The sequence below is a fragment of the Rhodococcoides sp. S146-33 genome, assembly GCF_059489205.1.
The window spans coordinates 1,586,105-1,605,293 of record NZ_JCAJWY010000001.1 but is presented as its reverse complement, the minus strand read 5'-3'; the positions used below and the strand labels follow the sequence as shown (position 1 = coordinate 1,605,293).

The window sequence follows — 19,189 nt, the reverse complement described above, 5'->3', positions numbered from 1 at the left end:
GCCAAGACCTTGTCACCGTGTGAAGGTCAAGCCCGAGTCAGCACATCGGCGAGCGTCCGGTTCATCGTGTTGAGCGCCCGCACCGCGACTCGTACCGCCCCGGGTGAGTTCGCGCTGGTGAGCAGCACATCCAATACCGTTGTGTCGGTGACCTTCTCGGGCTGATCCACATTCTTGCCCGCAATAGCGGCCTCGACCTGCCGGGCAGTGTCACGCACCACCGCCGCAGCGTCGCGCAGAGCGTGGGCAGTATCGGCCGAGGGTGCCGTCTCCGGTTCTGCGCGCGACGCCAGCACTCCGGCTCGCGCCAGTGTGTGTGCGGATCGGCCGCTGACGGTCAGCACTCGCAGTAGCCGCTTCGCCCCTCGCCTGCTGCGAGTCGTCGGCCCGAGCACAAGCGGTTTTCCCGCCGTCACGACCTCTTTCAACGCGTTGTCGAGCGTGCGTGTCGACGCCACCAGATCGGTGGCGTTTCCCGGCGTGATCACCGATTCGACACTGGTGTCGATCAGGGCCTCCAATTGATCGAGATACGTATCGACCTTGTCCACCAAAGTTTTTCGCGTCCCGGTCGAGAAGATGAAGTACGCGGAGGCAATGCCGACGGCACCACCCACCGCAGTTTCGACGATGCGCAATTCGAGCACCTCGATACTGAAGGTGCCGAGTAACCCGTAGAGCATTGCCAGCAGAATGGTGACGAAGAACGACAGCAGTGCGTACGCGACGGTGACCAGGTAGAACGCGAAGAAGACACAGACGACTATCAACACCAACTGGACGGGCTGATCGTTTCCCACGAGTGCTGCGATCACCACTCCGGCCAGCACTCCCGCCATCGTGCCCAGAATGCGCTGGCCGGCTCGGGTCAGAATTTCCCCGCGCGTCGAGGCCCCGGTGAACACCAGGAACGCCGTCAGCACGGCCCAGTACCAGCGGTCCGGCGAGACCAACTCGCCCAATACCGTTGCTGCACTGGTGGCGACGGCGACCTGAATGGCAGCCTTGGTACTGGGGTTCAGACCGGCAGGCTTGTCCTTGTCTGCCGGTTGGGCATCGTCCGCCCGGGGACTCGACGCTTCGGCCACGGCGTTGGTGGTGATGTGATGAATGGCGATGTGTGCCTGCACGGCTCGCTGCGCGGACACTGTCGCAATACCGGCAGGAGTCGATGGGTCGGCGCGCTCGGCCGCAGTGGCGGCCAACCGTCGCGCGGCTTTGAGCTGCTCCGCGGACGGGGAGTTCTGCAGACACGATCCCAGTGCGGTGGTCGCCTGCCCCAGTGCGGTCGGCCAGGGCTTGGCGGGTTCGAGTGCCCACAGAGAGCTGACGAGCTGCTCGGTTGCAATCTGGGCGTCGAACACCCGCAGCGACAGATCGCTACTGGTCACGCTGAGCAGTTGTCCGGCGTCGTGTCGGTCGAGCCAGTCGTCGATCATCAGGGCGGTGTTGCCGAGCCGATCGAGCCTGCGGCGCAGCAGTTCCAGATCTCGACCTTCTCCTGCGGACGCTGCCTCGAGCACCGACACCGACACCGCACGCATGGCGTAGAGCAGCCGCCGCACCTCCACGATCGGACGGTCCGGAAAGATCACAGCGCGGACGAACAGGGCGATGACGACCCCGCCGACGATCGCCGCGATCAGAAGCGGAACCTGCCCCGGGGTCGCCCGGAGAAACAAGGCGAAGAAGTAGGAGATGAACGCAACCATGCCCAGCGCCGTGCCGCGCGGACCGAATCTGCGCACCCATACAGCGGCGAACAGGACAGCGATGAAGCCCACGTCGGCCACCTTGCCGAGCTCGGAGAGCAACGACGCCAACGTCACTGCCGCCGAGGCCGGCAGCGCCATCAGTGCGGTGGTGATCAGCCGACTGTGTTGGTTTTTGTCCTTCACTGCCGCCGATGCCTGCATCGCCACCACGGTGCCGAGCATCGCGACGGTCACCGGCTGACCGATGGCGCGCGTGGTCAGCAGCAGAATCACCATCGCCAGCAGCACCGTCAGCGTCGTCGCCGACGCGCTGCGCAGCCGCACCTGCCCCGGATCCGAGGCGTCGAGGATTCGGGCGAGGCGGTTCATTCCCCCGATTCTGCGCTACGGGTCAGCCTCGTGCCGCGCAGATCGCCGGGGCCGACGAATGCGGCAGCAACCGATTCATGTCCGACGGCATGAGCAGTTCGACTGTCGCCGATTCGTCCAATCGGTACGGCTGCGTGGAGATGATGCCGGCGAGGTGCTTGCGCAGCCGCGACATCTCGGCGCGCACCGTGATCGCGCGGCCATCGTCGCCGAACAGATCGGCGGCCATCTGCAACGCGGTTCGCCCCTGCCGATGCGTGGCGAGCAGGTACAGAATCTCGGCATGCCGGGGCGTCGGCTCGTGAGTCCACTCCCCCACTTCGCTGCGCACCTCGATGCGAGGTTTCTGCGAATTGCGTAGGTCGATACTGATTCTCGTCGATCCGACATCGGCGACGCCGGAATCCATCGTGCTGTTGGGTCGGACGAGCCATCCACCGGGCAGGGGTTCGAAGTCGCACACGCCGAGGGTCGGCAGCCAGAAGCGGCCCGTGGCCAGGTCCTCGGGAAGGAGGATGCGATTGCGCAGAGCCACCGACTCGACGGCCGCAACCCAGCCGTTCGCGTCGACGGCCAGCGCCGGGGATTGCAGTCGCGCGAGCATCGGTGCGGCCACCGAGCGCAGTCGATCGAGGGTGCTCCGATGAATTTCGCGCAGTTGGGATTCCGCCAACCTCGCCACGGCGTCCACCAGTGCAATCGTGGTGGGGTGCACCGTCTTCGCCGGGCCACTGACGTCGATGGCCCCCAGTACCTGACCGGTACGCGGATCGCGGATCGGCGCTCCGGCGCACGTCCACGAATGATGGCTGCGCACATAGTGTTCGGCCGAGAATATCTGAACCGCGCGGCGTGAGACCAGAGCAGTTCCGATGGCATTGGTGCCCACCGAGTCCTCGGCCCAGTTGGCCCCCTCTACGAATCCGAGATCGTCGGCGCGGTCGAGGACGGCGGTCGATCCGCTGCGCCACAACACCCGGCCGTGTCGATCGGCGACAACGAGAATGTTGTCGCCGTCCTGCACCACCGATTCCAGACCGCGGGCCAGGTCGTCGAGGATGTCGAACAGACCCGATTCTCGCCGGCTGAGCTCGAGATCGGAGACGTCCATCTGTGTCTCGGCGGGGTTGCCCACTTCGGGGTCGATGCCCAGGGTCTGCAACCGCCGCCACGAGTCACCGATGACCTCGCGGGGACGTGCTGGCGACTTGCCGCCGGTCATGGTCGCGTCGTACACGGCAGTGAGAATCTGCGCGTAGCGGCGCGGGTCTTCGCCGGCCGCCAGCGCAGGTTCAGGACCTGTCGACTGCGTCATCACGGTCAATTGTGCTCCAGCTCACAGATCGACATCAACGGGGGTTACCGATAGACCAGGCCACCGTCGATCAACGGTGCCTGACCCGTCATGTAGTCCGAGTCGGGTCCGGCGAGATACGAGACGAACGCCGCGACATCCTCTGGGGTCTGTGCCCGCCCGAGAGCGATACCGCCGACGAACTTGTCGTAGGTTTCGCCCTCCGCCGCACCGGTCAGTTCGGCGAATCGTTTGTCGATGGTCACCCACATGTCGGTGCCGACAACGCCGGGGCAGTATGCGTTGACGGTAATGCCGTCCGCGGCGTACTCCTTGGCCGCAGCCTGGGTGAGTGCACGAACCGCGAATTTCGTTGCGCTGTAGACCCCGAGCATCGCGAATCCGTCGTGACCGGCGATGGACGACGCGTTGATGATCTTGCCCTTCCGGCCGAGGGACTTGAATGTGGCTGCGGCAGCTTGGATTCCCCACAGCACCCCGTCGACGTTGACGGCCCAGATCTTTTTCGTGTCTTCGGGTCGAACATCGTCGAGCGGTGCCACCTGGGCGATGCCGGCATTGTTGACGATGACGTCGAAGCCGCCCAGCGCCTCGTGGGTGTGTGCGACGGCCGCGAACACCTGGTCGCGATCACTGACGTCGGCCACGAATGTCGTTGCCTTCGAGCCTGTTCGGCGAACCTCGTCGGCGACGTCGGCGATCTTGTCCTCGACCAGATCCACCAGGGCGATGTCGTGTCCGTCGCCGGCCAACCGCAACGCGATCGCGCGCCCGATACCCTGGCCCGCGCCGGTCACCAACACCGCGCTCATGATGCTGCTCCTGTGGAGGGGTCGACCAGAACCTTCATCTTGGTGCCTGCGTGCAGCGCCTCGAAGCCGTCGTCGATGACGCCGTCGAGCGTGATCTTGTCCACCCATCCCGTCGTGTCGTAGTGGCCCCTGCTCATCAGGTCGATGACGGCCTCGTAGTCGGCGGAGGTGTAGCAGAGCGAGCCCTGGATGCGGGATTCGTTCATCACCAGCTTCTGCAGCGGTGTGGTGAGGGGCTTTTCGTAGATCGCGACGCTGACGAGCGGCTTGCGCGCACCGATGCATCCGAGTGCGGTCTCGACGGCCGGTTGCACGCCGGCCGCGTCGTAGATGGCGTCGGCACCCTTGCCGTCGGTGAGGTCGGCGATGTACGAGGGGATGTCGAGAGCCGTCGGATCGAGGGTCTTGGCACCGAGCGCTTCGATCGATGCTCGACGCGTCGGCGACGGTTCGACAACGTAGACGTTCTCGACTCCCTTGCCGCGCAGTGCGAACCACAGCCCGATGCCGATCGGTCCGGCACCGAACACCATAGCGGTGTCATCGGGTTTCGGATCGCCCAGTGTCGCAGCGTGATACGCCACCGACATCGGTTCGACGAGAGCACCGAGTTCGAGAGAGACGTTGTCGGGCAGGGCATGAATCATGTCGGTGGGCACCACGGTGTACTCGGCCATTCCGCCGTCGGACATCAGTCCGTGAAAGCCGATCTGCGCGCAGATGTTGTAGTTACCCGCTCGGCACGGCCCGCAGTGTCCGCAACGGTAGAGCGGCTCGATAGCGACGCGGTCGCCGACTTTCACACCGGTGACACCCGTGCCGAGTTCGGTGACGGTGCCCGAGAACTCGTGTCCGAGCACCAGCGGCATCTCCTGGCCGGTCAGAGGATGGGGCGAGGTGGGGATGAAGATGGGGCCTGCGTAGTACTCGTGCAGGTCGGTTCCGCAGATTCCGTTGAACCCGACCTTGACCTTGACCTGCCCTTCACCGGGGCTGGGCTCGGGAACGTCGGTGATCTCCACCTTGTTGGGGCCGTAGTAGACAGCTGCGCGCATCGTTCTCACTCCTGATCGTCGGATGCGTTCATGTCTATGTGACGCCGACCACTTCCGACAGGGTTGCAGCGCGTTGCAGCGGGCCGGACACGATGCAACCTGCCGCAACCCTGACGGTCCGGTGTGATTCAGCTCATAGTGACGGCGTCACTATCGCCTTCACCGAATCGAGCAGCGCATGACCGCAACCGCAGACCGCCCACTGAGCACGCCGAAACTCGCTCCACCCCAGGGCAACTGGCTCCTGTTCGGAGTCGCCAACATCGCCGTCGTGGCAGTCGTGTCGCTTGCGACATGGTATCTGCTGGCAGACCCCACCACCAGCCCGTGGAGCTTCTATCCCCTCCCGTTCAACGCCGCGCTGTTCTGGGCAATTCTCTTCATCGTGTTCATCGGATTCGATTGTGAGTTCGTGGGATTCGACTCCCTGAAGCAACCGGTGCGCGGGCTCGCGATCCTGACCTCGACGGCCGTGTTCGCCGTTGCCGTCACCTGGATCCTCGGCAGCGCCCTCGGTGCGCTGTATCCGGATTTCGCCGGCACCCGGGAGGGTGGACTGGGCTTTTTCGCCGGGGCACTGTTCGTCCTGTTCGGATTCGGAACGTGGGTCATGGTGGTCCTGAACTGGCAACACTGGCCGTGGACGGTCTTGCGCATGAAGCAACCGCTGATCGGACTGTGCGAGATCGCGTTTGTCGCCGTCCCTACTCTGGTGCTGTACTTCGTGTTCGGTCTGCCGTCGGTCTCGCTGTCGGCCACCGATCCGCTGATGTCCGTCGACACGGCACTCGGCTGGTTCTATTCGATCGTCGTCTCGGTGATCCTCACCGGCCAGACGCTCGACAACTGGCCGTGGAAACTGGCCGGTGGCGGCGGACGGACCGCGCTGGCAGCAACGGTCGGCAACGCCGTTCTCGGCACCGCGATCTACTTCCTGATGGTGCCGCTGGCGAAGCTGCTCATCGGCTCCGAAGCCACCGCCGAGCTCGGAAGCGTCATCAACCAATTTCCCGCTCAGATCGGCGTCTGCTGGGCCTTCTGGATGATTTTCTGGGCCAACGGTTTCGGCAATCGGTTCCCGGCGGCGGCCCGTGCCCTGCTGACTTTCGCCCTGGCCATCGGAACGTTTCTGGCCTACTACTTCGTTCTTGCCGAGCACGTTCTGCACGAACCCGTCGTCGCGGCCGGCATTTCCGGCAACGCGCTGGGCTTCGTCGACTGGCTGGTGCTGTGGACGTTGATCTACGTCGTCGGATTCCAGTCGTTGGGGCTGAAGAAGCTCTCGCCCGCGTGACCCAGTGCAACCCACTGCAACTCTCGACCCAGCCGCATTCGAAGAGTGTGCTGGGTCACACAACGCACCGAACTTTCGCCACGAGGAGTTTTCATGACCCAGACCATCGAGCCGATCGAGATCAATCGCACGCGCAGTCCTCAGGAGCGGGTCGACGGCTGGCTGTCGAAGTTCGAGGAAGCACTGGTCGCTCGCGATGTTCCTCGCGTTGCCGGCATGTTCGCCGTCAGTAGCTTTTGGCGCGATCTCGTCACCTTCACCTGGAATCTCAAGACCGTCGAAGGTCGCGAGGGCGTCGCCGACATGCTGTCCCATCGGCTCGACGACACGAATCCAACGGGCTTTCACACCACCGAGACCCCCGACGAAACGGACGGCGTCGTCTCCGCCTGGATCGAGTTCGAGACTGCAACGAGCCGCGGCAAGGGGCATCTGCGTTTGACGACGGACGCCGACACCGGCGACGACGTGGCCTGGACTCTGCTGACGACGATGCAGGAACTCAAGGGACACGAGGAGCGGCAGGGCAAGTCCCGTATCAAGGGCGCGGTGCACGGCTCGAATGCCGACACCCAGAACTGGGCCGAGAAGAAGGAGATGGAGGAGAACGAGCTCGGCTACAGCGTGCAGCCGTACGCCCTCGTGATCGGCGGGGGTCAGGGCGGCATCGCGTTGGGAGCACGGTTCCGGCAGCTGGGTGTGCCGGCGATCGTCGTCGACCGCGCCGAACGCCCCGGCGATCAGTGGCGGGGACGCTACAAGTCGCTGTGCCTGCACGACCCGGTCTGGTACGACCACCTCCCTTACCTGCCGTTCCCGCCGAACTGGCCGGTGTTCGCACCGAAGGACAAGATCGGCGACTGGCTGGAGATGTACACGAAGGTCATGGAAGTTCCGTACTGGAGCAAGACCACGGCCAAGTCCGCGACCTACGACGAGGTGGCGAAGGAGTGGACAGTCGTCGTCGACCGTGACGGCGAGGAAGTGATCCTGCGGCCCAAGCAGTTGGTGATGGCCACCGGAATGTCGGGCAAGAAGAACGTGCCCAACTTCCCCGGCATGAACGAATTCGAGGGCGAGCAGCATCATTCCAGCGAGCACCCCGGTCCCGACGCCTATGTCGGCAAGCGCGTGGTGGTCGTCGGCTCCAACAACTCGGCGCACGACATCTGCAAGGCTCTGTACGAGACCGGCGTCGACGTGACGATGCTGCAGCGTTCGTCGACGCACATCGTCAAGTCCGATTCGCTGTGTGAGATCGCACTCGGCGATCTGTACTCCGAGCGAGCCGTCGAGTCCGGAATGACCACGGCCAAAGCCGATCTCACGTTCGCTTCGCTGCCGTACCGGATCATGCACGAGTTCCAGATCCCGGTGTATCAGCAGATCGCGGAGCAGGACAAGGACTTCTACGATCGGCTCGAGAAGGCCGGGTTCCAACACGACTTCGGCGACGACGGTTCGGGGCTGTTCATGAAGTACCTACGCCGCGGCTCGGGCTACTACATCGACGTCGGCGCATCCGAGCTCGTCGCGGACGGCAAGATCAAACTCGTTGCCGGACAGGTGGAGCGGATCAGCAAGACCGGCGTCGTACTCGACGACGGCACCGAGCTGCCCGCCGACCTCATCGTCTACGCCACCGGCTACGGCTCGATGAACGGTTGGGTCGCGGACCTCATCGACCAGGAGACCGCGGACAAGGTCGGCAAGTGCTGGGGCCTCGGATCGGACACGACCAAGGATCCCGGTCCGTGGGAGGGCGAGCAGCGCAACATGTGGAAGCCGACGCAGCAGGAGAACTTCTGGTTCCACGGCGGCAATCTGCATCAGTCACGGCACTATTCGCTGTACCTGGCCCTGCAGATCAAGGCGCGCTACGAGGGCATCGACACCCCGGTCTACGGGCTGCAGGAAGTGCATCACCTGCGGTGACCCACGTGCACGGAACTTCGTAGCCTGCCACGAAATTCGGAGTGGAGCCTGCGGAACGACCGCAGGCTCCGCGTGCACATGCGGCGCAGCCGCTCTACTCGTAGAGATCGATTGCCTGAGCCTTCTTGATCAACGCGTCCTCGGATCGCACCTGGGCAAGATTGACGACCCGGGTCGGCAGCACCGAGGCGTACAGCCAATCCGTCGCCACCCGCACTCGTGCCGACACCGTGGGCAACGCGTACAGGTGGTAGCCGCGTGCGACGAACTTCGCTACCGGACCGGTCAACGGAATGCCGAGAGGCTTTGCGACACCGTCGAATCCACCGAGATCGGCAACGAGTCCCAGATCCGTGTGCTTGTACGGACGCGCCTGCCCGACGCCCAGTGACGCCGCGACATTGCGGGCGACGGCCACACCTTGACGCTGGGCGTGCTGCGCCGTCGGCGGTGTCGGCTTCGAGGGATCGGCGGCGAGATCCGGGACTGCCGCTGCATCACCGATCGCCCAGACATCCGTTACCCCAGGCACGGTCATGTCGGCACCCACGACGAGGCGGCCGCGGTCGGTGGGCAGGCCCAACTTCGCGATGAGCGGGCTAGCCGCAACACCGGCTCCCCAGACGAGAGTGCGCGACGGGATGACCTCGTCGTCGGTGAGCGTCACCGACGTGGCCGTGGCCGATGCCACCGACACCCCCAGCCGAACATCGACACCACGCTCCGCCAGCACTGCGAGCGCTTCCTTGCCCAGTCGAGCGCCCAGTTCCGGCAGTACCGCGTCGGCCACGTCGACGAGCACCCAACGCACCTCGTCGGGATCGACACTCGCCCAGCGCGACGCGATGCCGGTGACCCAATTCTGCATCTGCGCGACGAATTCGGTGCCCGTGTAACCCGCTCCCACGGCGACGACCGTCAAACGCTCGGCGCGTTCGCTCCGGCCCTCCGGGGTATCGGGCAGAGCGTCGGCCGCATCGAGCTGCGCAAGCACGTGGTTGCGGATGTAGACGGCCTCGCTCAGTGTCTTGAGTCCGTACGCATGCTCGTCGACGCCCGGGATGTCGAACTGCTTGGTGACCGAACCGGGGGCAAGTATCAGCTTGTCCCATTCGAGGGTCGAGTCACCGTCCGGTCCGGTCACCGACAACTCACGGGTCTCGAAGTCGACGTTCGTAACATGCCCCAGCACCAACCTGACCCGCGGCAGGGCCTGGCGAGTCGAGACGGCGATGTCCCGCGGATCGAGGACACCGGTGGCGACCTCCGGGAGCAGCGGACTGTAGAGCAGGTAGTCGGTGGGGGCCACCAACGTCAGCACGGCGCGATCGGGACCCAGCAGCTTCGCCAGGCGTTGCAGGGCGTTGAATCCGCCGAAACCGCCACCGACCACCACGACGCGAGCAGGCCGCGCCGGAACCGGAGCATTCGTACCGAAACCAGGAAGGAATCTGCGCATATCCGAGATTAACCCTCCGGCGACCGGCCTCGCAGACGACGTTCGGAGGTTGTGGCAGGAAGCTCAGCGCACCCCGTCCCACACCTCGCGGGTAGTCGGCCGCGGGTCCAGAACGACTCCAGGCTCGTCGCCGAACATCATCACGGCGCGGTCGCTGCCGTACGAGTCCCAGCCGGGAGAGCCGTCGCGCACGAATTCGACCCATGCACGGTGCATCTCGTCGGCCACCTTCTGCGGCGGGTTGGGACCCGTGATGCGTGCGGTCTCGGGCTTGTGCAGCATGTCGAACACGAACGGAATTTCCAGTGCATGGCAGGCACCGAGAGCGCCGTCGAACAGCGTTGAGCGCCAGGTGAATTCGTAGACGAAGGCATTACCGGAGCGGGCCTCGACCAGCCGCGTGGCCGGAATGCGGAAGAACCAGTCGGTCATGACTGCGATCATCAGCTCGCCGGCCGAGGCATCGGGCAGCTGCTCGCGGTACTTCTCCAGCGCCGTCGAGTCTGCTCGGTACCCGGCGAGGACCATCTTCACGTAGTCCTCGGTGAGGTGCGAGACAATTCCGGCGGGCACGATGAAGAACGCATGTTCCTCGCTGGTGGTTCCGATCAGCACGTCCACCTGTGCGCTCGCGCCGTCACTGATGATGCGCGAAAACGGCAGCGCTGGAACGACATCGCCGTCGATGTACGGCTCGAACGCCATGACGTTCAGGGCGAGCTCACCCCACGCACCGGTCGGGGCCTCGGCCGCGATGCGATCGGACAGATCGCGCTGCGCGTCGACCAACGCGTCCACCGAGACCGAACCGAGGCCGTCGACCGTCGCCTCGACGCCGAGTGCGGTCGCCAATGCCGAGGACACCGTCGCGGCGGTCTCGGCGGTGATGACGTGGTGGCCGGCTCCGCTCTGGAGAATCGCACGCTGGAAGAGCCCCTCGGCACGGGGCATCGACATCAGGGTGCCGACGCTCATCGCGCCCGCCGACTCTCCCGCGATGGTCACCCGGGCCGGGTCGCCGCCGTAGGCCGAAATGTGGTCGCGTACCCATTCGAGGGCCGCCACCTGGTCGAGCATCCCGCGGTTGGCTGGGGCACCGTCGATCAGCGCAAAGCCGTCGACGCCGAGTCGGTAGTTGATCACCACGGCCACGACGCCGTCGCGAGCGAAGGCGGAGCCGTCGTACGTAGGAATGGCGTTGCTGCCGTTGACGAATGCTCCGCCGTGGATCCAGACGAACACCGGTGCCGAGCCGCCGACATCGGGGGTGAAGACGTTCACGTTCAGGCAGTCGTCACCGGACACCACCGGTTCGCTGAGGATCTCGCTGGTCGGCGGACGGTATCCCACTTTGGGGACGGTGGCCCCCAGCTCGAGTGCGTCGCGCACTCCGTCCCAAGTGGGCGGCAGCGACGGAGCCTGGAATCGGCGGGGTCCGAACGGAGCCTCGGCGTACGGCACTCCGAGAAACGAGGTGACGCCTGCGCCGGTCCGACCGCGAACCTGGCCCTGAGGTGTATCGACGGTGATCGTGTCCATACGTCCTTATTACCCTGTTCGCTTCACCTTGTCGGTCGGACCGGCAACTTCGAGTGCTCAGACCAGGCGTGCCTCGGGCGAGCCCGTCTTGCCGGCGTCGCGCTCGACCGAATCACCGAGCGCCTCGTCGATCTTCGCGAGAACGTCGGCGTCGAGGGTGACCTCCGAGGCCTTGATGTTCTCGGCGATCTGCTCCGGCCGTGAGGCCCCGACGAGTGCGGCGGCGATGTTGTCGTTGGCCAGCACCCACGCAACAGCCAACTGCGCCATGGTGATTCCGAGATCGTCGGCGATCGGCTTCAGCTGCTGTACCCGAGTGAGCGTCTGGTCGTCGAGGTAGCGCGCGATCATCTTGTCGCCGCCCTTGTCGTCCTTGGCGCGCGAACCGTCGGGCAGGGGTTGCCCGGGAAGGTACTTGCCGGTGAGTACACCCTGCGCGATGGGTGACCAGACGATCTGGGAGATGCCCAGTTCCTTCGACGTCGGGATCACCTGATCCTCGATGACGCGCCACAACGCCGAGTACTGCGGCTGGTTCGAGATGATCGAGAAGCCGTTCTGGCGGGCGAGTTCCTGGCCGCGCCGCAACTGATCGGCCGTCCATTCCGAGACGCCGATGTAGAGCGCCTTGCCCTGGCGGACCACGTCACCGAAGGCGGCGATGGTCTCTTCGAGCGGAGTCTCGACGTCGTACCGATGCGCCTGGTAGAGGTCTACGTAATCGGTGCCGAGGCGACGCAGTGAAGCGTCGATTCCTTCGAAGATGTGCTTGCGGGAGAGTCCGGTGTCGTTGGGGCCCTTGGGTCCGACCGGAAAGTAGACCTTGGTGAAAATCTCGAGCGATTCCCGACGCTCGCCTTTAAGTGCGTCGCCCAGGACCGTCTCGGCCGCCCCGTTGGCGTAGACGTCGGCGGTGTCGAATGTGGTGATGCCCGCATCGAGGGCCGCGCGTACACACTGGGTGGCGATATCGTTCTCCACCTGCGATCCGTGCGTCAACCAGTTGCCGTAGGTGATCTCCGAGATCTTCAGTCCGCTGTTTCCGAGGTATCTGTAAGCCATGTGAGAAAACGGTACTCCGGTGGTTAATTCGGTAGTGGCCGACGACCGAGGAACCGAGTCCCGACGCCTGCGAGGACCACCGTCGCAACGGCCGCGCCGGTCGAGAGCCACAGATCGGTCGTGGGCGAGAACGTACTCGTATCGATCGTGGTCAGCGGCGTGTAGGCCGTCCAGCCGTAGGTGACGACCATCGGCACCGTGATCGCCACCGGCACCGCGAGGCCCAGGGTGAGAGCCGTGGGCGTGGAGGGCGTGGCCGACGTGCACGCCACGTACAGGTAGGCCGCAGCGGCCGGGAAGATCAGCAGACTTGCCGCGTAGTTCACGTTGTCCAGCGGCGGGGACTCGAACAGTCCGGTCCCACAGACCACGGCAAGGATTCCCAAGCCGACGACAGGGCGACCCCACCGCACTCCGAGCGCACCTCCCACTGCTACTGCGACCGCGGTGACGGCCACCAGCCCGAGTGTCCAGACTCCGTCCGAGACCTCGATGCCCACCCCGGCGGTGGTGGTAGACGTGATCAATACGGCGGTCCCGGCGAGAATCATGATGCCGCCTCGCCCTGGCAACAGAGCCGCGGCACCGAACAACACCGGTACGACGAGAATTGCGAAGTACCACCGACCGACGAAACCGTACTGGCTCTCAAAGATGCTGTGCCCGAACAGTACAGCGAGTAAGAGGCCGCCGACCGAGACCAGCAGTATCGCCCCGACTGTTCGCCCGCTCCGTTCGGGTGGCGCGTTCTTTTCCCCGCGGTCTATTCGAGCTGACCAGGCCACTGTCAGCACCACCACTAGACAGAGCACCGGAACGATCACCGGTGTACCGATGTCGGATTCGGTGAGGTAGTCGGCGTAACGCCGCGGGATACCTGGGGATTGCAATGCCTCGACCGCGCCCGCACTGAGCAGTCCGAGAAGGAACGACCCGATCAGGAGCGCTTGTCGAATTCTTACTCCGTTCGACTGTACTGCACTGCATCCCAACAGAACTCCACCTGCCACCACCTCGGCGAGGTCGGACGGCATCAGGAGTGCTGTCACCCCGGCGACAACGGCGGCGGCAATGGAAAACCCCACCAGAATGCTGCGTCGACGCACGACCATCGCCAGCACGAACGCCGCGATCACTGCCAGCGCGACTCCCCCTCCGCCGCTGGAGAACAGGACACCGCCAACGCTGGTGTCACCGAAGATGTCGACCCCATCGGATTGCGACAACAGTCCGGCGAGCAGTCCTGAGAGCAGTATCGAAAGAGCAACCATGCCCGAATTATGCACTGCCGCCGCGGTAGTCACGGGATGCCGCGAGTATTTTGCCCAGGGTTGCCGCGAAGGCCTGCAGTTCGCCCTCTCCCACAGCGACTCCCACGGCGTCGGACCACGCGTGTTGTGCATCCCGCAGCTCCGTGACGGTGTCGCGACCCTTTGGGGTGGGTTCCAACAATTTCGCGCGCTTGTGGTTCGGGTTGTCGACGTATACGGCCCAGCCTTTGTCCACCAACAGATTTGCGGTGCGCTGCACGCTCTGCCTCGCCAACCCCAGGCCGACGCGGCGCGCGATGTCGGCTACCGACAGCGGCTCGTCGAGGGTCGCTCCGAGCACTTGCCACCACGCCGGCGTCAGACCTGTCGGCTCGGTGATGTCCTGTGCTGCAGCGAGAAATTCGCCGTTGAGCTCGAATACGGGGAGCACCAGAGCCGTCAGCGCGTCACCCTCCGGCGTGCGTTTTTTCATGCTCCGGCGAGTTGCTCGTAGTACTTGCGTTCCCCCGTCGTGTACAGGCCGTACCAGGCGTCGACGACGGGTTGCGGAAACACGTTCAGTCGCTCGAACACCAGCTTCGCGAATTCGATCGGTGCCGTCGCGCCCGCGGTGATCACGGTGCCGTCGGACACCGCCTTCTCGTCTCGATAATGCTCCGAACCACGGTATTCGGCTGCCTGCGTGAGGAACTCGGCGGCATTCGAGGTATGCGGACGGTCGTCGAGCAGTCCGGTTCGAGCCAAACCGTATGTCGCACCGCAGATCGCAGCGACCGGAGTTCCGGACGCGACGAGTCGAGCGGCGAGCGTCAGTACCGTGTCGTGCCCGGATTCCCAACTGTCCGCTCCCGGCAGGATCAATGCGTCGAGTGTCGGCAGATCGGCCAGCGACATATTGGGCGTGATGCGCAATCCTCCCATCGTCGTGACGGCCTCCCCCGTCTCCGAAGCCACGATCAGCCGATTGGCCTTCGGGTCCTGTTCACGCGCCATGGCCAAGCCTGCGGTGAGGTACCCGTACTCCCAGTCGGCCATGGTGTCGGTGGCATAGAGCGCAATGGTGGTCATCGGAACGTCCTCGAATCGATTGACAGGATGCTGTCAATCATCAACCCATCGACAGCAGGCTGTCAATACTCGGCAGCACTCGAGTTGCTCGGGCGCGCGGCTCCACCTCGTCCAGATAGATTCGGCATGCCGCGTGATAGCGCCGGTCGAAGGCCATACCCGCGGCCTCCTCACCGCCCAGCGCATTCGCATCCCTGACTACTCCGCGCGCCCGTGCGACGTCCATCGGGGTGTCGATGAAGACGGTGTAGTCCCAGTAGTCAGGCAGCGGTGGCCGGTGCAGAAACGTTCCGTCCACTACGACGATCGCATCGGTAGCCACCGGCTCGAGCGGATCATCCACCGGCTCGTCCGTGTCCAGATCGATGATCCGACGCCGAATTTCACTACTTCCGTTCGGTCCCAACGGAATCAGTACATGTGTACACAACGCGTCGAAGTCGTATGCGTCCCTGTAGTAGCCGGCAGCCGACCCCCGCCCTTGCCGATACCGATGTTCGCGCCGGTGATGAAAACCGTCCATAGTCACATGAATCGCCGGACGACCCTGCGCTGCAATGGCATTCACCAGCCACCGCGCACAGGTCGACTTTCCCGATGCCGTCACCCCGTCGATCGCCACTCGTAGCGGGCGCCCCAGATCTCGGGAGATCACGTCCCGCACCATGTCGTCACCGATGCCCATCCGACGAGGGTAGGCCAAGGGGAGTACTCAACCAAATGGTTGACTTAGCACGTCACGCGGCTTACGCTCGGCTTCATCGAGGAAGCGAGGAGTCGATGGACGATCACACGGAGCAACTCGACAAGACGTTCGCGGCGTTGGCAGACCCCACTCGTCGCGACATGGTGGCGCGGCTCGCCGGCGCAGATGCAAGTGTCAGCGAATTGGCGGAGCCGTACGACATGAGCCTCCAGGCCGTATCCAAGCACGTGAAGGTGCTCGAGGAAGCAGGCCTGGTCACCCGCAGCAAAGATGCCCAGCGTCGGCCGGTGCATCTGGATGCGCAGGTGTTCGGCCTCATGGCGAAATGGATCGAGCGCTATCGACAGGAAGCAGAACAACGCTATCGACGCCTCGACGCCCTGCTGGACAGCATGGACATCGAGGACAACCCGACGAAGGCCCCGGACACGAAAGAAGCGTCGTAACCATGTACGAAACCGAGATCCTTGCGGACGAGAAAGTACCCACGATCGAGATCGTTCGAGAGTTCACTGCAACGCCGGAGCAGGTGTTCCGCGCCCACATAGATCCCGAGCTGTATCGGCAGTGGGTGGGCCCCAGATCGTTGACGACGCGAATTCTGAAGTGGGAGGGCCGCACCGGAGGTTCCTGGGCATTTGCCAACGATCGGGACGGTGAAGAGATCGCAGCCTTCTTCGGCAGCTTTCACGAGGTCAGGGACAACGAGCGGATCGTGTGGACGTTCACCTATGAGGGCCAACCCGATTCGGTTGCCCTCGAGACCCTCACGTTCGAGGGCCGCGACGGCGGCGGCACGCTCCTGAGAGTGCTCAGCGTGATGTCCGACTTCGCAACTCGGGACGGCATGCTGTCCAGTGGCATGGACGTCGGGGTGAGGGAGGGCTACGACAAACTCGACGAACTGCTCGGGCAACGAACAGGGCCGGCCCAGCAGCACCTACAGGACGCGGCAACCTTCACCGCGCTCGTCGAGTCCGCCTCGTCCGAGGACTGGTCACGCCCGAGCCCGGTATCGGACTGGGCCGCAATCGATGTCGTGAAGCACCTGATCGAGTGGTCTCGCGGCTTTCTATCCGGCGGAGCGGGAATCGAGTTCCAGCCCCTGGACATCGATGCCGACCCGAAAGCCGCGTGGAAGCGTCACGTTGCCGACATCCAGGCAATTCTCGACGACCCTTCCGACCGCGTGTTGAGCAACCCGCACACCGGCGACATGCCGGTGGACAAGGCGATCGACATGTTCTACACCGCCGACATCTGGATGCACTCCTGGGACCTGGCGAAAGCCCTTGGCCTCGAACCCGACTTGGGCGAGGAGCGCTGCGCTGCGGCCCTCGATGCCATGCGACCGATGGAACAGATGCTGCGCGACAGCGGGCAGTACGGGCCGGCGGTCCCGGTCGACGACGGCGCGTCCCCGCAGGACAAGCTGATGGCCTTCATCGGCCGCGACCCGGCCTGGCAACCGGGTCGCTAGCCGCACTCAGAGGTACTTCTTCAGCTCCATCTTCGCGATCGACATCTTGTGGACCTCGTCGGGACCGTCGGCGAGCCGCAGCGTCCGCACGTGCGCATACATCATCGCGAGCGGGAAGTCGTTGCTCACACCGCCGCCGCCGTGCACCTGGATGGCACGGTCGATGATCTTCAGCGCCATCTCCGGTGCGGCAACCTTGATGGCTGCGATCTCGGTGCGCGCTTCCTTGTTCCCGACGGTGTCCATCAGGTAGGCGGCTTTGAACGTCAGCAACCGCGTCTTCTCGATCTCGATCCGCGCCTCGGCGATCCAGTCCTGGATGTTCGAGCGCATCGCCACCGGCTTGCCGAACGTCACTCGCGATGCCGCACGGCGACAGAGCAATTCGAGCGCGCGCTCAGCCACACCGATGGTGCGCATCGCGTGGTGGATACGGCCCGGTCCCAAACGAGCCTGACTGATGGCGAAGCCCTCACCCGGCCCCTTCAACACGTCCTTGGCCGGCACTCGCACATCCTCGAAGAGCACCTCGGCATGGCCTTCGCGGTCGACGTAGCCGAACACCGGCAGATTGCGCAGGACGGTGACACCGGGTGCGTCGATGGGTACCACCAGCATCGACTGTTGACGGTGGGTGGCCGCCTCGGGATCGGTCTTGCCCATGACGATGAGAACCTTGCAGTTCTTGTGCATGGCGTTGGACGTCCACCATTTGCGCCCGTTCAGGATGAAGTCGTCGCCGTCGCGGTCCATCTTCATTGCGATGTTCGTGGCGTCGGAGCTGGCCACGTCGGGCTCGGTCATCGCGAATGCAGAACGAATCTTGCCGTCCAACAATGGCTTCAAGTACTTCTCTTTGTGCTCGTCAGTGCCGAAGAGCGTGAAGACCTCCATGTTGCCTGTATCCGGTGCGTTGCAGTTGCAGGCCTCCGGGGCGAGCAGGCTGCGTCCCATGATCTCGGCGAGCGGCGCGTATTCGAGGTTGGTCAGGCCTGGACCCCACTCGGGGTGCGGGTGGAACAGATTCCACAGTCCACGTGAGCGCGCTTCCTTCTTCAGGTCCTCGAGGATCGGCGGGTGGAAGTGCGGGTCCCCGGCTTCGAGCATCTGCTGCTCGTACACGGCCTCGGCCGGGTAGACGTGAGAGTCCATGAATTCCAACAGATCCGACTCGAATTTCTTCGCGCGATCGCTGGTCTCGAAAAATGCCACGGTGGGCCCCTATCGGTTGTTGTCGAGCAAGCTGTCCTGGTAGCGACGCATGCCGCGTAACCACCGGTCGTAATCGGCACCCTTGTTGCGGTACATGTCCAGTACGTTCTCGTGCGGCAGGATCAAGAACTGCTCGCGGTCCATCGCGCCCAGCACCACATCGGCAACGTCGAGGGGTTCGAGCACAGCGCCGGCGCTCAGAACCGCCGCAGTTGCCGCCGCTCCCAACGCATCTCCGGATTCGCGTCCCTCGTAGAGCAGTTTGGTGTTGACACCCATCGGGCACAGGCAACTGACGCGAATTCCTCGGTTGCCGTACGTGACGTTCAACCACTCCGCGAATCCGACTGCCGCGTGCTTGGTGGTTGCGTATGTGGCCGAACCGATCTGGGTAAGTAGGCCTGCCGCTGAGGCGGTGCTGACGAAATACCCCTCACCGCGCTCGAGCCAGCCCGGCACCAACAGCTGAGCGGCCCGGATGTGGGCGCGAACGTTCACATCGAACGAGAGATCCCAGTCCTGTTCGGTGGCGTCGAGCCCGGGTGCGCCGCTGATGCCTGCGTTGGCGAAGTAGAGATCGACCGGACCGAACGATTCCTCGGCCTGCGCGATCAACCGCTCGATATCGGCGATGTTCGACGCGTCCGCAGCAACCGCGACGGCCGTCCCCGGCCGGTCTCGTTCGATGGCGTCGACCACCGCTTCCGCCGTCTTTCCGTCGAGGTCGGAGACGACGACGCGTGCGCCGTGCTCCGAGAGTCGAGCAGCGATGGCCCCGCCGATTCCGCCACCACCGCCGGTGACGATGGCGACCCTGCCTTCTACCTTCATGCCCCAGGTATAGTTGAAGTCAGATTCAAGTTCAACCCTCGTTGCATGAACACACTGGTCAGAGGT

At 64.4% G+C, this 19,189-nt stretch carries 17 protein-coding genes; 4 read left to right on the top strand and 13 right to left on the bottom strand.

Annotated features, from left to right (window positions below):
- Positions 1-26: 26 nt before the first annotated feature.
- The 4 genes from AC5WEY_RS07715 to AC5WEY_RS07700 are packed head-to-tail and all read right to left on the bottom strand — an operon-like array spanning position 27 to position 5,266.
- Positions 27-2,084 (bottom strand): FUSC family protein, encoded by a 2,058-nt coding sequence (locus AC5WEY_RS07715; protein WP_495645349.1) that lies wholly within the window; start codon positions 2,082-2,084, stop codon positions 27-29.
- A gap of 22 nt (positions 2,085-2,106) precedes the next feature.
- Positions 2,107-3,399, bottom strand: a complete 1,293-nt coding sequence (locus AC5WEY_RS07710) for a GAF domain-containing protein (RefSeq protein ID WP_495645348.1) — start codon at positions 3,397-3,399, stop codon at positions 2,107-2,109.
- A 44-nt stretch (positions 3,400-3,443) separates the two neighbouring features.
- On the bottom strand, positions 3,444-4,211 hold the full coding sequence (locus AC5WEY_RS07705) for an acetoin reductase (RefSeq protein WP_495645347.1): 768 nt from the start codon (positions 4,209-4,211) through the stop codon (positions 3,444-3,446).
- Positions 4,208-5,266: a 2,3-butanediol dehydrogenase gene (locus AC5WEY_RS07700; RefSeq protein WP_495645346.1), complete on the bottom strand. Its 1,059-nt coding sequence runs from the start codon at positions 5,264-5,266 to the stop codon at positions 4,208-4,210. The genes AC5WEY_RS07705 and AC5WEY_RS07700 overlap by 4 nt, the downstream gene beginning before the upstream one ends.
- 178 nt (positions 5,267-5,444) lie before the next feature.
- On the opposite strand from AC5WEY_RS07700, the gene AC5WEY_RS07695 reads away from it, so the two are divergent.
- Together AC5WEY_RS07695 and AC5WEY_RS07690 are read left to right on the top strand one after the other, a co-directional pair.
- Positions 5,445-6,560, top strand: coding sequence for a hypothetical protein (locus AC5WEY_RS07695; protein WP_495645345.1), 1,116 nt, complete (start codon positions 5,445-5,447; stop codon positions 6,558-6,560).
- Between the two features lie 93 nt (positions 6,561-6,653).
- Positions 6,654-8,495, top strand: a complete 1,842-nt coding sequence (locus tag AC5WEY_RS07690; RefSeq protein ID WP_495645344.1) for an NAD(P)-binding domain-containing protein — start codon at positions 6,654-6,656, stop codon at positions 8,493-8,495.
- Between the two features lie 94 nt (positions 8,496-8,589).
- Here AC5WEY_RS07690 and AC5WEY_RS07685 read toward each other — a convergent pair whose 3' ends face one another.
- The 7 genes from AC5WEY_RS07685 to AC5WEY_RS07655 all read right to left on the bottom strand — a co-directional run bounded on the left by AC5WEY_RS07685 (position 8,590) and on the right by AC5WEY_RS07655 (position 15,579).
- Positions 8,590-9,954 (bottom strand): NAD(P)/FAD-dependent oxidoreductase, encoded by a 1,365-nt coding sequence (locus AC5WEY_RS07685; RefSeq protein ID WP_495645343.1) that lies wholly within the window; start codon positions 9,952-9,954, stop codon positions 8,590-8,592.
- A gap of 63 nt (positions 9,955-10,017) precedes the next feature.
- On the bottom strand, positions 10,018-11,493 hold the full coding sequence (locus AC5WEY_RS07680; RefSeq protein ID WP_495645342.1) for a carboxylesterase/lipase family protein: 1,476 nt from the start codon (positions 11,491-11,493) through the stop codon (positions 10,018-10,020).
- Positions 11,494-11,550: 57 nt separating this feature from the next.
- Positions 11,551-12,555, bottom strand: coding sequence for an aldo/keto reductase family protein (locus AC5WEY_RS07675; protein ID WP_495645341.1), 1,005 nt, complete (start codon positions 12,553-12,555; stop codon positions 11,551-11,553).
- A gap of 23 nt (positions 12,556-12,578) precedes the next feature.
- Positions 12,579-13,826 carry a hypothetical protein gene (locus tag AC5WEY_RS07670; protein ID WP_495645340.1) on the bottom strand — a complete coding sequence of 416 codons (1,248 nt, stop codon included), beginning with the start codon at positions 13,824-13,826 and terminating at the stop codon, positions 12,579-12,581.
- Positions 13,827-13,833: 7 nt separating this feature from the next.
- Positions 13,834-14,298, bottom strand: coding sequence for a MarR family winged helix-turn-helix transcriptional regulator (locus tag AC5WEY_RS07665; RefSeq protein WP_057476741.1), 465 nt, complete (start codon positions 14,296-14,298; stop codon positions 13,834-13,836).
- On the bottom strand, positions 14,295-14,894 hold the full coding sequence (locus AC5WEY_RS07660) for a DJ-1/PfpI family protein (protein WP_495645339.1): 600 nt from the start codon (positions 14,892-14,894) through the stop codon (positions 14,295-14,297). The genes AC5WEY_RS07665 and AC5WEY_RS07660 overlap by 4 nt, the downstream gene beginning before the upstream one ends.
- Positions 14,895-14,934: 40 nt before the next feature.
- Entirely contained in the window at positions 14,935-15,579 is a 645-nt protein-coding gene (locus AC5WEY_RS07655) for a nucleoside/nucleotide kinase family protein (protein WP_495645338.1), read from the bottom strand.
- Positions 15,580-15,674: 95 nt separating this feature from the next.
- Between AC5WEY_RS07655 and AC5WEY_RS07650 the strand changes: the two genes are divergently transcribed.
- Entirely contained in the window at positions 15,675-16,046 is a 372-nt protein-coding gene (locus AC5WEY_RS07650; protein WP_057476744.1) for an ArsR/SmtB family transcription factor, read from the top strand.
- Positions 16,047-16,048: 2 nt separating this feature from the next.
- A complete protein-coding gene (locus AC5WEY_RS07645) occupies positions 16,049-17,080 on the top strand; it encodes a TIGR03086 family metal-binding protein (protein WP_495645337.1) in 1,032 nt (343 codons plus the stop codon).
- Between the two features lie 6 nt (positions 17,081-17,086).
- Here AC5WEY_RS07645 and AC5WEY_RS07640 read toward each other — a convergent pair whose 3' ends face one another.
- Both AC5WEY_RS07640 and AC5WEY_RS07635 read right to left on the bottom strand, forming a co-directional pair.
- Positions 17,087-18,292, bottom strand: a complete 1,206-nt coding sequence (locus AC5WEY_RS07640) for an acyl-CoA dehydrogenase family protein (RefSeq protein ID WP_057476746.1) — start codon at positions 18,290-18,292, stop codon at positions 17,087-17,089.
- A 9-nt stretch (positions 18,293-18,301) separates the two neighbouring features.
- On the bottom strand, positions 18,302-19,123 hold the full coding sequence (locus AC5WEY_RS07635; RefSeq protein WP_495645336.1) for an SDR family oxidoreductase: 822 nt from the start codon (positions 19,121-19,123) through the stop codon (positions 18,302-18,304).
- Positions 19,124-19,189: the final 66 nt, after the last annotated feature.

Excerpts from the sequence above, each read along its gene's own strand:
- AC5WEY_RS07660 (WP_495645339.1), bottom strand. The coding sequence starts at position 14,894 with ATGACCACCATTGCGCTCTATGCCACCGACACCATGGCCGACTGGGAG.
- AC5WEY_RS07665 (WP_057476741.1), bottom strand. The coding sequence starts at position 14,298 with ATGAAAAAACGCACGCCGGAGGGTGACGCGCTGACGGCTCTGGTGCTC.
- AC5WEY_RS07685 (WP_495645343.1), bottom strand. The coding sequence starts at position 9,954 with ATGCGCAGATTCCTTCCTGGTTTCGGTACGAATGCTCCGGTTCCGGCG.
- AC5WEY_RS07695 (WP_495645345.1), top strand. The coding sequence starts at position 5,445 with ATGACCGCAACCGCAGACCGCCCACTGAGCACGCCGAAACTCGCTCCA.
- AC5WEY_RS07700 (WP_495645346.1), bottom strand. The coding sequence starts at position 5,266 with ATGCGCGCAGCTGTCTACTACGGCCCCAACAAGGTGGAGATCACCGAC.
- AC5WEY_RS07650 (WP_057476744.1), top strand. The coding sequence starts at position 15,675 with ATGGACGATCACACGGAGCAACTCGACAAGACGTTCGCGGCGTTGGCA.
- AC5WEY_RS07680 (WP_495645342.1), bottom strand. The coding sequence starts at position 11,493 with ATGGACACGATCACCGTCGATACACCTCAGGGCCAGGTTCGCGGTCGG.
- AC5WEY_RS07715 (WP_495645349.1), bottom strand. The coding sequence starts at position 2,084 with ATGAACCGCCTCGCCCGAATCCTCGACGCCTCGGATCCGGGGCAGGTG.
- AC5WEY_RS07655 (WP_495645338.1), bottom strand. The coding sequence starts at position 15,579 with ATGGGCATCGGTGACGACATGGTGCGGGACGTGATCTCCCGAGATCTG.
- AC5WEY_RS07705 (WP_495645347.1), bottom strand. The coding sequence starts at position 4,211 with ATGAGCGCGGTGTTGGTGACCGGCGCGGGCCAGGGTATCGGGCGCGCG.
- AC5WEY_RS07690 (WP_495645344.1), top strand. The coding sequence starts at position 6,654 with ATGACCCAGACCATCGAGCCGATCGAGATCAATCGCACGCGCAGTCCT.
- AC5WEY_RS07635 (WP_495645336.1), bottom strand. The coding sequence starts at position 19,123 with ATGAAGGTAGAAGGCAGGGTCGCCATCGTCACCGGCGGTGGTGGCGGA.
- AC5WEY_RS07645 (WP_495645337.1), top strand. The coding sequence starts at position 16,049 with ATGTACGAAACCGAGATCCTTGCGGACGAGAAAGTACCCACGATCGAG.
- AC5WEY_RS07670 (WP_495645340.1), bottom strand. The coding sequence starts at position 13,826 with ATGGTTGCTCTTTCGATACTGCTCTCAGGACTGCTCGCCGGACTGTTG.
- AC5WEY_RS07710 (WP_495645348.1), bottom strand. The coding sequence starts at position 3,399 with ATGACGCAGTCGACAGGTCCTGAACCTGCGCTGGCGGCCGGCGAAGAC.
- AC5WEY_RS07675 (WP_495645341.1), bottom strand. The coding sequence starts at position 12,555 with ATGGCTTACAGATACCTCGGAAACAGCGGACTGAAGATCTCGGAGATC.